Raw genomic sequence first — 14,831 nt, forward strand, 5'->3', positions numbered from 1 at the left:
TGAATTTTACTTCAGTTAGTCACTCTTCAAGACTTGATATTTTTTTGCATCCGAAGATGCTGGATATCGTCTTGTGGAGTGCCCACACAGATTGTCTGATAAATTGTTAAAGAGCAGTGAGTTAGGCGCTTTCGCTTGCTAACTCGAGGTGGCGTATATTACGCTTTTCACCCGGAGAGTCAAGCGTTTATTTCGCTTTTCTCTCGCTGACCCGGCGGCTTGTCAGTCGTTGTTCCCGGTCAGTGGAGGCGCATTATAGGGAGTTCTCGGCGGGCCGCAACCCCTAAATGCAAAAAACTTTTCAAGCGTTCAAATAATCACCAAAAACGCCTTTTTAGGATGTTTATTAGTCAGAAAATACCGGTTTTAGCACAGTAATAGCGGCAAACCCTGTAAACAGGGACAAACGAAGGTAAAGAAAAGGGAGCGGCCACCCGCTCCCTTTCATCTTTATTACGCTTAATTGCCGTTATTGGCGTGCAACGATATGGTCGTTTTCCACATCCAGCGTTACCAGCTTGCCGGGGATCAGCTTGCCAGACAGGATTTGCTGCGCCAGCGGGTTCTCGATCTCCTGCTGAATAGCACGCTTCAACGGACGCGCACCATACACAGGGTCGTAACCGGTTTTGCTCAACAGAGCCAGGGCCGGTTCGGTCATGGTCACTTCGTAACCGCGCTCTTCCAAACGCTTATACAGACGCGACAGCTGAATCTTGGCGATCGCGGCAATGTGTTTCTCGCCCAGCGGGTGGAACACCACCACTTCGTCGATACGGTTGATGAACTCCGGACGGAAGTGGTGACTCACCATCTCCATCACCGACTCTTTCATCTGCGCGTAGTTCATCTGACCGAAATGCTCCTGGATCAGATCGGACCCCAGGTTGGACGTCATGATCACCACAGTATTGCGGAAATCGACGGTACGGCCTTGACCATCGGTCAGGCGGCCGTCATCCAACACCTGCAACAGAATATTGAACACGTCCGGATGCGCTTTCTCGACTTCATCCAGCAGAATCACCGAATAAGGCCGGCGACGTACGGCTTCCGTCAGGTAGCCGCCCTCTTCATAACCGACATAACCTGGAGGCGCACCGACCAGACGCGACACGGAGTGTTTCTCCATAAACTCGGACATATCGATACGCACCATAGCGTCGTCGCTGTCGAACAGGAACGAAGCCAGTGCCTTGCAGAGCTCGGTTTTCCCCACCCCGGTCGGGCCGAGGAACAGGAACGAACCGATCGGCCGATTAGGATCGGACAGCCCCGCACGGCTGCGGCGGATCGCATTGGAGACCGCGCTGACCGCTTCGTCTTGGCCAATCACTCGCGAATGCAGTTCTTGCTCCAGGCGCAGCAGCTTGTCGCGCTCACCTTCCAGCATTCTGGCCACCGGGATCCCGGTGGCACGCGCCAGCACTTCAGCAATCTCCGCATCGGTCACCCGGTTACGCAACAGCTTCATGCTCTTGCCTTCGGCCTGCGTAGCGGCGGCGAGCTGTTTCTCCAGCTCAGGGATCTTGCCGTACTGCAGTTCCGACATCCGCCCCAGATCGCCGACGCGGCGCGCCTGCTCCAGGGTGATTTTGGCCTGCTCGAGTTCAGCCTTGATGTTCTGGGTGCCGGAGAGCGACGCTTTTTCCGCCTTCCACTCTTCTTCCAGCTCAGAATATTCGCGCTCTTTCTGCCCCAGCTCATCGCTGAGCATGTCCAGGCGTTTCTTGCTGGCGTCGTCAGACTCTTTATTCAGCGCCTGCTGTTCCAGCTTCAATTGGATGATGCGGCGCTCAAGCCTGTCGAGCGACTCCGGCTTAGAGTCCATCTGCATGCGAATGCTGGACGCCGCTTCGTCGATAAGGTCAATAGCCTTGTCCGGCAATTGACGATCGGCGATATAGCGGTGCGAAAGCGTTGCCGCCGCCACGATGGCCGGGTCGGTGATTTGCACGTGGTGGTGCAGTTCATAACGCTCTTTCAGGCCGCGCAGGATAGCGATGGTGTCTTCCACGCTCGGCTCCGCCACATACACTTTCTGGAAACGACGTTCGAGCGCCGCATCCTTCTCTATATATTGACGATACTCGTCGAGCGTAGTCGCGCCGACGCAGTGCAGCTCGCCGCGCGCCAGCGCCGGTTTGAGCATGTTGCCTGCATCCATCGCGCCATCCGCCTTACCGGCGCCGACCATGGTGTGCAGTTCGTCGATAAACAGGATAACGCTGCCTTCCTGCTTGGCCAGATCGTTGAGCACGCCTTTCAGACGCTCTTCAAACTCGCCGCGATATTTGGCCCCGGCGATCAAGGCGCCCATATCGAGGGACAATACGCGCTTGTGCTTCAGCCCTTCCGGCACTTCGCCGTTAATGATGCGCTGCGCCAGGCCTTCGACGATGGCGGTTTTACCCACGCCAGGCTCGCCGATCAGCACCGGGTTGTTTTTGGTACGACGTTGCAGCACCTGGATGGTGCGGCGGATCTCTTCGTCACGGCCGATCACCGGATCAAGCTTGCCCTGCTCGGCGCGCTCGGTCAGATCGATAGTGTATTTCTTCAATGCTTGCCGTTGGTCTTCGGCGCCTTGATCTTCCACGCTGTCACCGCCTCTCATTTGTTCAATGGCTTTGCTGATTTTGTCGGCCGTCGCGCCGGCCGCTTTCAACAAGTCGGTCAACGAGCCGCGGTCTTCCAGCACCGCAAGCACAAACAGCTCGGAAGAAATGAATTTGTCCGCGCGCTTCTGCGCCAGCTTGTCGCACAGGTTCAGGACGCGCACCAGCTCGTGGGACGGTTGAACGTCGCCACCGGTGCCTTCTACCTGCGGTAAACGGGACAGTGCCTGTTCGATTTCGGTGCGCACACGCCCGGCATCGATACCTGCGGAAGTTAATAGTGGACGAACCGTGCCCCCTTCCTGATTGAGCAGGGCGCTCATCAGATGTAGCGGTTCAATAAACTGGTTGTCGTGCCCAAGGGCTAGTGACTGGGCATCGGCGAGGGCAAGCTGGAATTTGTTGGTAAGACGATCCAGACGCATAACACCTCCAAGATGGGTCGAAATTGCTACTGGAGATTAAATGAGGTCATCCCTCAAATTTTCAAGGTTATCTCGACGCTAAATTTTCGGTACAACGCCATGCGTCGTTGGATCGTCCTAATTCAATAGGTTATATCAGCCAGATTAAACTTGCCAGACGTCCGGTTATTCCGTCGCGTCGATAGGAGAAAAAATGGCTCGTTTCGTTAACCGTGCAGCGATCGCCACCATAGATGGCCTGAACGCCCGCACGCAACAAGCGTTGGCGAGCCAGCAGGTAGATATTAGCCAAAAACTTATCGCCGTGCGGGGTAAATGCCGACGCAGCTTCAGCATCTTCCGCCATGAAAGCGGCGCGCACCTCTGGCCCGACCTCAAACTGCTGCGGACCGATCGCCGGCCCCAGCCAGGCGCTAATCTGGCTCGGTGCGGCGCTGAACGCCGCCACGGTTTGCTCCAGCACGCCGTGGCACAATCCGCGCCAGCCGGCGTGGGCGGCAGCCACTTCGTCACCGTGCTGCGAGCAGAACAACACCGGAAGACAATCCGCCGTCATCACGGCACACACCTGCCCCGGCACGTTGCTGTACACCGCATCCGCCCGCAAATCGGCAGGTGCTTTCCCCGTCAACGTCACCACGCGAGTGCCGTGCACCTGCTCGAGCCACACCGGCATCTGCGGCAAACCGGCGGCGATAACCAATCGTTCCCGATTGCGTGTCACCGCTTGCTCCTCGTCACCGACGTGGGTGCCGAGGTTCAGCGAGTCATAAGGCGGCAGGCTGACGCCGCCGCCGCGCGTGGTACTGCAAGCTTTAACGCCGGTAGGCAACGGCCAGTCAAGCAGAATGAGCGAGCTCATTACCAGTCCATCTGATCTTTGAATTCTTCGGTGTCCGCCTTCAGCGCGTTGATCAGATCAACCATGTCCTGCGGCAGCGGCGCATGCCACTCCATCTGGATGCCGCTGATCGGGTGGTACAAACGCAGCATGGTGGCATGCAGCGCCTGACGGTCAAAGCCGCGCAGCGTGCTGATGAAGGCTTCCGAAGCGCCTTTCGGCGGACGTGGACGGCCGCCGTACAGCGGATCGCCCACCAGCGGATGGCTGATATAGGCCATGTGCACGCGGATCTGGTGAGTACGGCCGGTTTCCAGGCGCAGGCGCAGGCGAGTATGCGCACGGAAGTGTTCCATGATGCGGTAGTGCGTTACCGCCGGCTTACCCATCGGGTGCACCGCCATGTGGGTACGCTTGGTGGAATGGCGCGCGATAGGCTCTTCTACCGTACCGCCGGCGGTCATGGTACCGATCGCCACCGCTTCGTATTCACGGGTGATTTCGCGCGCCTGCAGCGCTTCCACCAGCCGGGTTTGCGCCGGCACGGTTTTCGCCACCACCATCAGGCCGGTGGTGTCTTTATCCAGACGGTGCACGATGCCGGCACGCGGCACGTCGGCAATTTCCGGGTAGTGATACAACAGCGCATTGAGCACCGTACCATCCGGGTTACCGGCGCCGGGATGCACCACCAAATCGCGCGGTTTGTTGATCACCAGGATGTCGCTGTCTTCATAGACGATATCCAGCGCGATATCCTGTGGCTCCCAACGCGCCTCTTCTTCAATCTGTGCATCGATGGCGACTGTTTCTCCGCCCAGCACCTTCTCTTTCGGTTTGTTTGACGTTTTGCCATTGACCTTCACCCGATCGCCCAGGATCCACTCTTTTATGCGAGATCGTGAATAATCAGGGAACAATTCGGCCAAAGCCTGATCTAAACGTTGTCCGAGTTGAGATTCGGCCACCGTTGCGGTGAGTTGTACTTGTTGTGCCATATGCAGCTTCTTCGTTAACGTTGGGTTTTCACGGCGATGCCGTTTAATATAATGTGCTATTGTACCTGGTCTTTGTCGGGAGCTTAACGGACAGTCTCCCGGAATAACACCCTGAGGATAATCAAAACGTCATGACGCGTATGAAATATCTGGTGGCGGCAGCCACGTTGAGCCTGGCGCTGGCAGGTTGCTCCACATCCAAGGATGCGGTTCCCGACAACCCACCTTCGGAAATCTATGCTACCGCGCAGCAAAAACTGCAGGACGGTAACTTCAAGGGCGCGATTACGCAACTCGAAGCGTTAGATAACCGCTATCCTTTCGGGCCGTATTCCCAGCAGGTCCAACTGGATTTGATTTACGCCTACTATAAGGCCGCCGACTTGCCGATGGCTCAGGCATCCATCGATCGCTTCATGCGTCTGAACCCGACGCACCCGAACATCGATTACGTGATGTACATGCGCGGCCTGACCGACATGGCGCTCGATGACAGCGCGCTGCAGGGCTTCTTCGGGGTTGACCGTTCTGACCGCGATCCTCAGCACGCTCGCGCTGCGTTCCGCGACTTCAGCCAGTTGATTCAGCAATACCCGAACAGCCAATACGCGACCGACGCCAACAAGCGTTTGGTGTATTTGAAAGACCGCTTGGCCAAGTATGAGCTTTCGGTGGCGGAATACTACACTAAACGCGGTGCTTACGTCGCGGTCGTTAATCGCGCCGAGCAGATGTTGCGTGAATTCCCGGATACCAAAGCGACGCACGACGTGTTGCCGCTGATGGAAAATGCCTACAAGCAGCTGCAGCTGAACGGCCAGGCTGACAAAGTGGCCAAAGTGATCGCCGCCAACCCGCAATAAGCGCGCGTCGGTAACGGCAGAAAAACAAAACGGCAGCCTCGGCTGCCGTTTTCATTGGCGTCGACCGGGTTTTCACTGGAAAAATACACAAGTAAAAACACGGTGTTAGCTAGCGCTCCTCACCGGTCAACTCATCGATAATGCGCCATCCGGCGGCAACTCTCAAGCATTAGATAGCCAATTCAAATGCTGAATCACAGATTGAACTAACTTTGCAAAAAGTGACAAAAAATCGTGATTTACATCACGCATTTAAACAAAAAGCGGGGTATGCTGGGTTCACCAAGACGGAAAGACAGAGAGGTAAGTTATATGACATTGAACATTACCAGCAAACAAATGGATATCACTCCCGCAATCCGCAATCACGTCGAAGACCGTCTCACCAAACTGGAAAAATGGCAGACCCAGCTGATAAACCCACATATCGTCTTATCTAAAGAACCGCAGGGGTTTGTCGCCGACGCTACCATTACCACGCCTAACGGCCCGCTGGTCGCCAGCGCCAAACATGATGACATGTACACCGCCGTTAATGAGCTGATCGCCAAGCTGGAACGCCAGTTGAACAAGGTGCAGCATAAAGGCGAAGCGCGCCGCTGCAATGCCAGCGTGAAAGACATCGTGCCGGAAGTCACGCAAGAGCAGGAATAACCGTCCGACAGCGATTGCCGCATCAAACGCGCCCGAGGGCGCGTTTTTTGTCGGGTATTTTTGTTGACGGGGTAAAAGCCAGCGGTTACTTTAAAACCTGTTCGCATTAACCTTAGGTAGACCATGCCACGCACACCGTTTTTCTTCGCATTCTTTTTTACCTTCCCCTGACTGGGAGGCGTTTCGTCGTGTAAGAAAGAATGCGAAGACGAACAACAAAGCCTCCTGGAAACAGGAGGCTTTTTTTATGGCTGTTTTACAACGAATAAGAACTGAAGGCGGAAGCTGATTATGACTGACAACCCGTTATTGGTGCTGCGCGAGCGCATCAGCGCACTGGACTTGAAACTGTTGGCCCTGCTGGCGGAACGCCGTGAGCTGGCGATCGAAGTCGGCAAGACCAAGCTGCACTCTCATCGCCCGATCCGCGATAAAGAGCGCGAGCGCGATCTGCTGGATGCGCTGATCGCCGCCGCCAAGCCTTACGACCTGGACGGCTTTTACGTCACCCGCCTGTTTCAACTGATCATCGAAGATTCCGTCCTGACCCAGCAGGCGTTGCTACAGCACCAGCTCAACCCCGTCAGCCAACATTCCGCCCGCATCGCCTTCCTCGGCCCAAAAGGCTCTTACTCACATCTGGCAGCACGCCAATACGCTGCCCGCCACTTCGATCAGCTGATCGAATGCGGCTGCCAGAAGTTTCAGGATATCTTCACCCAGGTGGAAACCGGCCAGGCGGACTATGCGATTCTGCCTATCGAGAACACCAGCTCCGGGTCGATTAATGAGGTGTACGATCTGCTGCAGCACACCAGCCTGTCGATCGTCGGCGAACTGACCAACCCGATCAATCACTGCGTTCTGATTGCCGGCGACAGCGATCTGAGCCAGATTGAAACCGTCTACAGCCACCCGCAACCGTTCCAGCAGTGCAGCCAGTTCCTGAACCGCTTCCCGCACTGGAAAATCGAATACACTGAAAGCACAGCGGCCGCGATGGAGAAAGTCGCCAAGCTGAATTCGCCGAAGGTGGCTGCTCTGGGCAGCGAAGCCGGCGGCGCACTGTATGGGCTGCAGGTGCTGGAACATAACCTCGCCAACCAGCAGCAGAACATCACCCGTTTTATCGTCCTGGCGCGCAAAGCGATCGACGTCTCCGAACAGGTGCCGGCCAAAACCACGCTGATCATGGCGACCGGCCAACAATCCGGCGCACTGGTCGAAGCGCTGCTGGTACTACGCGACAACGGCATAATCATGACCAAGCTGGAGTCACGCCCGATCAACGGCAATCCGTGGGAAGAGATGTTTTATATCGATGTGCAGGCCAACCTACGCGCCGAGGCGATGCAAAAAGCGCTGCGCGATCTGACGCCAATCACCCGCTCGCTGAAGGTGCTGGGCTGTTACCCGAGCGACACCGTGGTGCCGGTCAACCCATCCTGAAACCATAAAAAAAGGGTTCGGCTTGGCCGAACCCTTTACGTTTACTGCCCGCGTTTCACTGCCGGCTGTCGTTAGCCTGCCGCAACAGCGTGCGGCTCTCCACCAGAAAGCGCTGGGCGTAATCGCCGAACCAATGCTCTACCTTGCGGAAGCTATCGATAAACGCCTGTTTGTCGCCATGCTCCAACAGCTTGATCGCCTCGCCGAAGCGCTGGTAGTAACGCTTAATCAGCGCCACGTTTTCTTCCGACGACATGATGATGTCAGCGTACAGCTGCGGATCCTGCGCGAACAGGCGGCCAACCATCGCCAGCTCCAGCCGGTAGATCGGCGAGGAGAGCGCCAGCAGCTGCTCCAGTTGCACGTTCTCTTCCGCCAGGTGCAGCCCGTAGGCGAAGGTGGCGAAGTGCCGCAGCGCCTGAATAAACGCCATATTCTGATCGTGTTCGACCGCGCTGATACGATGCAGCCGCGCCCCCCACACCTGCAGCTGTTCAAGCAGCCATTGGTAAGCCTCCGGTTGGCGGCCATCGCAGTAAACCACCACCTGCTTCGCCACGCTGCCCACGTCCGGACCAAACATCGGATGCAACCCCACCACCGGGCCGCTGTGCGCCGCCAACATAGCATGCAGCGGACGATTCTTCACCGACGCCAGATCCACCAGAATGCAGTCGTCGGGCAACGGCGGCAGGCGGCTTATCACCTGCTCGGTCACATGGATCGGTACGCTGACAATCACCATACCGGCGTCGGCCAACAGCTGTTCCGCCTGCAGCCAATCTTCCTGATCCAATACCCTGACCTGATAACCCGACAGCGTCAGCAGACGGTTGAACAGCCGGCCCATCTGGCCGTTGCCGCCGATGATGACGATCGGCCGCAGCTGCGGGCACAGAGTTTTAAAACCTTTATCGTTCTCGCTGACGTACGATTCGCGCATCACACGGCGCAAGACGTCCTCGATCAAATCCGGCGGCACGCCGAGGTTTTCCGCCTCCTGGCGGCGCGAGGCCAGCATCGCCGCCTCGCGTTCCGGCACATAAACCGGTAAACCGTGGCGGCTTTTCACCTCCCCCACTTCCGCTACCAGATGCAGGCGTTTCGCCAGCAGATCCAGCAACGCTTTGTCCACCTCGTCGATTTGATCGCGCAGCGCGGTCAGTTCTGCCACCATAACTTACTTTTCTCCCGTGCGTGCCTTCAGCGCAGCGCCGAGTTCCTGATGCATGTGGCGCAGCAGCGTTTCCGTGCTCTCCCAGTCGATGCAGGCGTCGGTGACGGATACGCCGTAACGCATGTCAGCACGCGGCTGTTCGGAAGACTGATTGCCCTCATGCAGATGGCTCTCCAGCATAATGCCGGTAATCGAGCGGTTACCCGCTTTAATCTGCTCCACCACGGACTCGGCCACCGCCGGCTGACGGCGATAGTCTTTATTCGAGTTGCCATGGCTGCAATCTATCATCAAGGACGGATGGAGTCCCGCCTCGAGCATCTGTTTTTCACAGGCCGCAACGTGCTCGGCGCTGTAGTTCGGGGTTTTACCGCCGCGCAGGATCACGTGCCCGTCCGGATTGCCCTGAGTCTGCAGCAAGCAAACCTGGCCCGCCTGGTTGATGCCGACGAAGCGGTGCGGCATAGCGGCGGCGCGCATGGCATTGATGGCGGTACCCAGGCTGCCGTCGGTGCCGTTTTTGAACCCGACCGGCATCGACAGGCCAGAAGCCATTTCACGGTGGGTCTGCGATTCGGTGGTACGCGCACCGATCGCCGACCAGCTGAACAAGTCCCCCAGGTACTGCGGGCTGTTCGGATCCAACGCTTCGGTAGCCAACGGCAAGCCCATGCCCACCAGATCCAGCAACAGGCGACGCGCGATATGCAAGCCTGCTTCAACGTCAAACGAACCGTCCATGTACGGATCGTTGATCAAACCTTTCCAGCCGACAGTGGTTCTGGGTTTTTCAAAATAAACGCGCATAACGATATACAGCTGATCGCTCAAGTCAGCCGCCAGGGTTTTCAAACGACGGGCGTAGTCCAGTGCCGCATCCGGATCGTGGATCGAACAAGGCCCACACACGACCAACAGGCGATGATCGCGCCCCTGCAAAATGTTGGCGATGGTGTTACGCGCGGTGGCGATTTCATTTTCGTCGTCGGCGCTGAGCGGGAACTGGTTCTTCAGCTCCTCCGGCGTGATGAGAACCTGTTCTGCACTGATGTGTACGTTATTGAGCGCGTCTTTTTGCATGATGCTATTCCTGTCGTTTGGCGTTATGCGTTGAAATGGAACATTGAGCGTTTCAGGGCTCTACCCTATCACGATATGTAAAGTTTTCAATCCAATTTCCGTAAATAAAAAATTACCATAATTTATCTTATGAAAGAACATGCATAAATACATCAAGAAAATACAATAAAAACAAACAAATTCAATTAAATAATAAATTCACGAACGCCTCAAAACGCACCTGTTCGCCTTCCCGGCGAAAGCCCCATATCGTAAACATATGTGTACAATTTGTTTTACAGGCAAGATACGCCGCCCGTCTGGGCGCCAACGAACGGGCAGGCGCGGATACCGTCAGACTCAGCACGAAATGCCGCCGAAAGCGATGAATTTCAGTAGAAGAAAAGCGAATAAATGAGGAATAAAAATTAAAAACTTAAGCTAATAGCGGCTATTTTTGTCGCTGAAATGAACCGATATAATGTGACCGTCATCAACAATAACCACCCTTAACAACTGGATCCAAGATGCTCTCTTCTCGCGCTCGTCGCGCTTTTCCGCTGTATATTTGCTGCTTAACGACTTTCACCAGTGTTTCAGCCTTTGCCGACAATACGCTTTTCACCGCGATGGACGATCCGGCCACCGCCAAGAAACCATTCGAAGGCAACGTGCAGGCGGGCTACAACGCCCAGTCAGGCAACTCGCAGAGCTCCACCCTGCTTGCCAACACCAACATGACCTGGTTCAACAGCGACGCGGCGTACAGCCTGTGGGGGGCGGCTAACAACACCACCTCCTCCAACGTGCGCTCGTCCGAAAAATACCAGGCCGGTGGCCGTACGCGCTATAACCTGACCGATCGCAACTACCTGTTCGGCCAGGCCAGCTGGCTGAGCGACCGTTTCAACGGTTACGACTCACGCTCCACGCTGACCGGCGGCTACGGCCGTCAACTCCTCAACGGGCCGCTTAGCGATCTGCGGGTGGAATTCGGTCCCGGCGTGCGCCATGACGAATACCATGGCGGCGGCCGCTCGACCAAAGGGTTGGCCTATGGCGCGGCCAACTATTCCTATCAGCTGACCGACAACACCAAGTTCATTCAGGGCGTTTCCGCACTGGCGAACGAAGAAACCACGCTGAACTCGGAAAGCGCGTTGAACGTGGCGATCAACGATCGCTTCTCGCTGCGCGTGGCTTACACTGTGACCTACAACAGCAAACCGCCGGCCTCGGCGCCGAAGAACACCGACACGACGACCTCGGTCACGCTGGTCTACGGCCTGTAATTTTCCCCCAATATTTCTCAAAGCCCATCATTGATGGGCTTTTTTTATGCCTGCCGCCCTCTTTTGCACAATCTGCTAAAAATATTCACCCCACCCATTGACGACTTTAGCAAATAGCTTAATACTGTATGCATATACAGTAATTATTATACAGCCTCGGAGCATGATGGATTTCGATAGAGAGTGGCCAGAAACGCATCGATAGCCGCCACAGCTCCCGAGAGACTGTAAACAAAGCGAGCATAAGCTATGGAGAAAATCACCTCATTCATCACCTACGCCATGGCGTTGTTTCTCGCCTGGCTCGGCAAGCTGTCACCGCAGGACATTGCCTTTCTAGTCGGTGCGGCGGTAGGCATCGGCACGTTTCTGGTGAACTGGTACTACCGACGTAAAAGCCTGCAGATCTTGAAGGCTATTGAACGCAATGCGGCATCACGGAGGAAAATTTACGATGAATGCAATCGTTAAGCACTGCAGCGTCGCCACCGTTTTGGCCATCGCCGTGCTATTGCCGTCATTTGGCGAGCTGCAAACCTCAGAAGCCGGCCTCAGGCTGATCGCCGATCTCGAAGGCTGCCGCCTGTCGCCTTACCAGTGTAGCGCCGGGGTGTGGACACAGGGCATTGGACACACTGCCGGCGTCATCCCAGACAAGATGATAGATGAACGCAAAGCCGCGGTGGATTTGGTAGACGATGTTCGCCGCACCGAACGCGGCATGGCCGCTTGCCTGCCGCATACGCTCTCGCAACAAACCTATGACGCAGTGATCGCCTTCGCCTTCAATGTGGGCGTCGGCGCAGCCTGCCACTCTACGCTGGTCGCGCTGCTGCAACAGCGCCAGTGGCGGCAGGCCTGCGATCAGTTACCACGCTGGATTTACGTAAACGGAAAGAAAAATAAGGGGCTGGAACAGCGACGCGCCATGGAACGCGCACTGTGCTTGCAGGGGATTGCCTCATCATGACGAGTTCGCTCGCCAAAGGGTGATGCCACAACAATTTCACTTAATTTGTTCAAGGGGGTTCTTATGATGCACTGTCCACTATGCGGTCACGTGGCCCACACTCGCTCCAGCCGCTATCTGAGCGAGTCGACCAAAGAGCGTTACCATCAATGCCGCAACATCAATTGCAGCTGCACGTTCGCCACGCACGAGTCCGTCGCGCGGGTGATCGTCAAACCTGGCGATGACATTATCCCGGTGCAGCCTCACCCGCCGGAGAGTCAGCATAAACAAAGCGCCGCGGCGCTATAATGCAAAAAGCCTGCTTATGCAGGCTTTATTATGTTGGCGGCGCGCAGACGAAATCTCGCAAATGTAACCAGTCGAGATTTAAGATAAAAAAAGGGGTTGGCATAATGCCAACCCCTGATAACTATTAACTTTTGGATGCAGCGTTAGCCAACGCGGTTCAGACGCTCTTTGATACGAGCAGCCTTACCAGTACGCTCACGCAGGTAGTACAGTTTAGCTTTACGAACGGCACCACGACGTTTCACAGCAATGCTGTCGATTACTGGGGAGTGAGTCTGGAATACGCGCTCAACACCTTCGCCGTTGGAAATCTTACGAACAGTGAATGCAGAGTGCAGACCGCGGTTACGGATAGCGATAACCACGCCCTCGAATGCCTGCAGACGTTTTTTGCTACCTTCAACGACCCATACCTTCACTTCCACGGAATCACCCGGACGGAATGCAGGTACGTCTTGTTTCATCTGCTCTTGTTCAAGTTGCTTAATAATGTTGCTCATAATATGTCTCTTACCCTAGGTAAACTGATATATCGGTCCCGTCTGTTGTCAGACGTTTCCTTCATAGTCCTGTTGCCTGGCCTGATGTTCCCGTTGGAACTCAGCCAGCAACACCGCTTGCTCGTCAGTCAGAGCTAGGCTTTCTAGAAGTTCAGGTCTTCTAAGCCAGGTTCGGCCCAGCGACTGCTTTAAGCGCCAGCGACGTATCTCGGCATGGTTACCCGACAGCAGAACTGGCGGTACCTCCATCCCTTCCAACACCTCTGGGCGGGTATAGTGCGGGCAGTCCAGCAATCCGTCGGCGAAGGAGTCTTCCTCCGCTGAGGCCTGATGGCCCAGCACACCCGGTATGAAACGGGCGACTGAATCAATCAGGGTCATTGCCGGCAGTTCCCCGCCGCTGAGAACGTAATCGCCGATTGACCATTCTTCGTCAATTTCGGTTTGGATTACGCGCTCGTCTATCCCTTCGTAACGGCCGCATACCAGAATCATCTTCTGATTGGCCGCCAGTTCGCACACGCCGGTTTGATCCAGCTTGCGCCCCTGAGGTGACAGATAAATCACCTTTGCTCCCTCGCCTGCCGCTGCTTTCGCCGCATGAATGGCTTCCCGTAAAGGTTGCACCATCATCAGCATTCCCGGGCCGCCGCCGTAAGGGCGATCGTCCACGGTACGATGCCGGTCGTAGGTGAAGTCGCGAGGACTCCAACACTGCACGCTCAGCAGGCCATTTTTTACTGCCCGGCCAGTCACCCCGTAATCGGTGATAGCGCGGAACATCTCAGGAAACAGGCTTACAATACCGATGAACACAAGCCAATCCCCTTACCGTTATTCCACTTGCTTCGACCGTTTGATCCGGGGGTCAAAAACCAGGATCCCAATCTGCCTCAATCACGCGGGCAGTGAGATCGACTTTCTTGATAACCTGCCCATGAAGAAACGGAATCAACCGCTCCTTCATGCCGAACGCATCTTTCAGGTTCGCTTTCACAACCATCACATCGTTCGAGCCGGTTTCCATCATATCGATGACTTTACCCAGCTCGTAGCCGGCGGTGGTGACTACCTGGCAGCCCATCAGGTCTTTCCAGTAGTAATCGTCACCCTCCAGCGGAGGAAGTTGCTCAGAATCCACCATAATCTCGCGATTAGTCAGCAGATTCGCCGCGTCCCGATCGTCAATGCCTTTGACCTTGATGATCAGATCCTGACTGTGGCGCTTCCAGTCTTCCAACTCGATATGCTGCCACTGACCCGCCTGCTGGATAAACCACGGCTGATAGTCAAAAATGCTTTCGGCGTTCTCGGTGGATGAAAACACTCTGAGCCAACCACGAATGCCGTAAGCGGACCCCATTTTACCGAGTACAATCGGCTGCTTAGGCGCTACCGGTTTGAGTTGCTTGCTCATTGCCACCACCGCGACAGATTAAGCTGCTTTCTTAGCGTCTTTGATCAGCGCGTGAACGCGATCAGAAACGGTTGCACCCAGACCAACCCAGTGCTCGATGCGGTCCAGGTCCAGACGCAGTGCTTCAGCCTGACCGGAAGCGATCGGGTTGAAGAAGCCAACGCGCTCGATGAAACGACCATCACGAGCGTTGCGGCTGTCGGTCACTACTACTTGATAGAACGGACGCTTTTTAGCGCCGCCACGTGCCAAACGAATTGTTACCATAACATCCTCT

General features: G+C 55.8%; 17 protein-coding genes and 1 other annotated feature. Of the genes, 8 read left to right on the forward strand and 9 right to left on the reverse strand.

Annotation, left to right across the window (positions count from 1 at the left end; all coding sequences use genetic code 11):
• Positions 1 to 469: 469 nt before the first annotated feature.
• The 3 genes from clpB to rluD all read right to left on the reverse strand — a co-directional run bounded on the left by clpB (position 470) and on the right by rluD (position 4,882).
• The gene (gene clpB, locus ACJ8HA_RS13320) at positions 470 to 3,043 is read right to left on the reverse strand and encodes an ATP-dependent chaperone ClpB (RefSeq protein WP_025301647.1); all 2,574 of its coding nucleotides are present in this window, start codon (positions 3,041 to 3,043) and stop codon (positions 470 to 472) included.
• A gap of 130 nt (positions 3,044 to 3,173) precedes the next feature.
• On the reverse strand, positions 3,174 to 3,905 hold the full coding sequence (gene yfiH, locus ACJ8HA_RS13325) for a purine nucleoside phosphorylase YfiH (protein WP_060448143.1): 732 nt from the start codon (positions 3,903 to 3,905) through the stop codon (positions 3,174 to 3,176).
• Positions 3,905 to 4,882 carry a 23S rRNA pseudouridine(1911/1915/1917) synthase RluD gene (gene rluD / locus ACJ8HA_RS13330; RefSeq protein WP_025301645.1) on the reverse strand — a complete coding sequence of 326 codons (978 nt, stop codon included), beginning with the start codon at positions 4,880 to 4,882 and terminating at the stop codon, positions 3,905 to 3,907. The genes yfiH and rluD overlap by 1 nt, the downstream gene beginning before the upstream one ends.
• 131 nt (positions 4,883 to 5,013) lie before the next feature.
• Between rluD and bamD the strand changes: the two genes are divergently transcribed.
• The 4 genes from bamD to pheA all read left to right on the forward strand — a co-directional run bounded on the left by bamD (position 5,014) and on the right by pheA (position 7,848).
• Complete coding sequence (bamD, locus tag ACJ8HA_RS13335) at positions 5,014 to 5,745, forward strand: outer membrane protein assembly factor BamD (protein ID WP_004932456.1); 732 nt, start codon at positions 5,014 to 5,016, stop codon at positions 5,743 to 5,745.
• 312 nt (positions 5,746 to 6,057) lie between these two features.
• Positions 6,058 to 6,399, forward strand: a complete 342-nt coding sequence (raiA, locus tag ACJ8HA_RS13340) for a ribosome-associated translation inhibitor RaiA (RefSeq protein ID WP_004932457.1) — start codon at positions 6,058 to 6,060, stop codon at positions 6,397 to 6,399.
• 122 nt (positions 6,400 to 6,521) lie between these two features.
• Positions 6,522 to 6,648 (forward strand) — a sequence feature (Phe leader region).
• Positions 6,523 to 6,570 carry a hypothetical protein gene (locus tag ACJ8HA_RS13345; RefSeq protein WP_101428074.1) on the forward strand — a complete coding sequence of 16 codons (48 nt, stop codon included), beginning with the start codon at positions 6,523 to 6,525 and terminating at the stop codon, positions 6,568 to 6,570. Its footprint overlaps the feature before it by 48 nt.
• Positions 6,649 to 6,690: 42 nt before the next feature.
• A complete protein-coding gene (gene pheA / locus ACJ8HA_RS13350) occupies positions 6,691 to 7,848 on the forward strand; it encodes a bifunctional chorismate mutase/prephenate dehydratase (protein WP_025301644.1) in 1,158 nt (385 codons plus the stop codon).
• Positions 7,849 to 7,903: 55 nt separating this feature from the next.
• On the opposite strand, the gene tyrA is transcribed toward pheA, so the two are convergent.
• Positions 7,904 to 9,025, reverse strand: coding sequence for a bifunctional chorismate mutase/prephenate dehydrogenase (gene tyrA, locus ACJ8HA_RS13355; RefSeq protein WP_197812898.1), 1,122 nt, complete (start codon positions 9,023 to 9,025; stop codon positions 7,904 to 7,906).
• A 3-nt stretch (positions 9,026 to 9,028) separates the two neighbouring features.
• Positions 9,029 to 10,105 carry a 3-deoxy-7-phosphoheptulonate synthase gene (locus ACJ8HA_RS13360; RefSeq protein ID WP_025301643.1) on the reverse strand — a complete coding sequence of 359 codons (1,077 nt, stop codon included), beginning with the start codon at positions 10,103 to 10,105 and terminating at the stop codon, positions 9,029 to 9,031.
• Positions 10,106 to 10,611: 506 nt separating this feature from the next.
• Here ACJ8HA_RS13360 and ACJ8HA_RS13365 point away from each other — a divergent pair.
• The 4 genes from ACJ8HA_RS13365 to ACJ8HA_RS13380 all read left to right on the forward strand — a co-directional run bounded on the left by ACJ8HA_RS13365 (position 10,612) and on the right by ACJ8HA_RS13380 (position 12,637).
• Positions 10,612 to 11,376 carry a DUF481 domain-containing protein gene (locus ACJ8HA_RS13365; protein WP_025301642.1) on the forward strand — a complete coding sequence of 255 codons (765 nt, stop codon included), beginning with the start codon at positions 10,612 to 10,614 and terminating at the stop codon, positions 11,374 to 11,376.
• 249 nt (positions 11,377 to 11,625) lie between these two features.
• Positions 11,626 to 11,847: an HP1 family phage holin gene (locus tag ACJ8HA_RS13370; RefSeq protein ID WP_025301641.1), complete on the forward strand. Its 222-nt coding sequence runs from the start codon at positions 11,626 to 11,628 to the stop codon at positions 11,845 to 11,847.
• The gene (locus ACJ8HA_RS13375) at positions 11,831 to 12,346 is read left to right on the forward strand and encodes a lysozyme (RefSeq protein ID WP_025301640.1); all 516 of its coding nucleotides are present in this window, start codon (positions 11,831 to 11,833) and stop codon (positions 12,344 to 12,346) included. Before ACJ8HA_RS13370 ends, ACJ8HA_RS13375 begins: the two co-directional genes overlap by 17 nt.
• 63 nt (positions 12,347 to 12,409) lie before the next feature.
• Complete coding sequence (locus tag ACJ8HA_RS13380) at positions 12,410 to 12,637, forward strand: ogr/Delta-like zinc finger family protein (protein WP_442515371.1); 228 nt, start codon at positions 12,410 to 12,412, stop codon at positions 12,635 to 12,637.
• A 143-nt stretch (positions 12,638 to 12,780) separates the two neighbouring features.
• On the opposite strand, the gene rplS is transcribed toward ACJ8HA_RS13380, so the two are convergent.
• Genes rplS through rpsP form a run of 4 tightly spaced genes read right to left on the reverse strand, consistent with a single transcriptional unit; the run spans position 12,781 to position 14,821 of the window.
• Positions 12,781 to 13,137 carry a 50S ribosomal protein L19 gene (gene rplS, locus ACJ8HA_RS13385; RefSeq protein ID WP_025301638.1) on the reverse strand — a complete coding sequence of 119 codons (357 nt, stop codon included), beginning with the start codon at positions 13,135 to 13,137 and terminating at the stop codon, positions 12,781 to 12,783.
• A 48-nt stretch (positions 13,138 to 13,185) separates the two neighbouring features.
• Positions 13,186 to 13,953, reverse strand: a complete 768-nt coding sequence (gene trmD, locus ACJ8HA_RS13390; RefSeq protein WP_004932485.1) for a tRNA (guanosine(37)-N1)-methyltransferase TrmD — start codon at positions 13,951 to 13,953, stop codon at positions 13,186 to 13,188.
• Between the two features lie 52 nt (positions 13,954 to 14,005).
• A complete protein-coding gene (rimM, locus tag ACJ8HA_RS13395) occupies positions 14,006 to 14,554 on the reverse strand; it encodes a ribosome maturation factor RimM (RefSeq protein WP_019455135.1) in 549 nt (182 codons plus the stop codon).
• 18 nt (positions 14,555 to 14,572) lie between these two features.
• The gene (rpsP, locus tag ACJ8HA_RS13400; protein WP_004932501.1) at positions 14,573 to 14,821 is read right to left on the reverse strand and encodes a 30S ribosomal protein S16; all 249 of its coding nucleotides are present in this window, start codon (positions 14,819 to 14,821) and stop codon (positions 14,573 to 14,575) included.
• Positions 14,822 to 14,831: the final 10 nt, after the last annotated feature.

Source organism: Serratia sp. CY33802, from assembly GCF_052169095.1.
Classification (GTDB): domain Bacteria; phylum Pseudomonadota; class Gammaproteobacteria; order Enterobacterales; family Enterobacteriaceae; genus Serratia; species Serratia bockelmannii.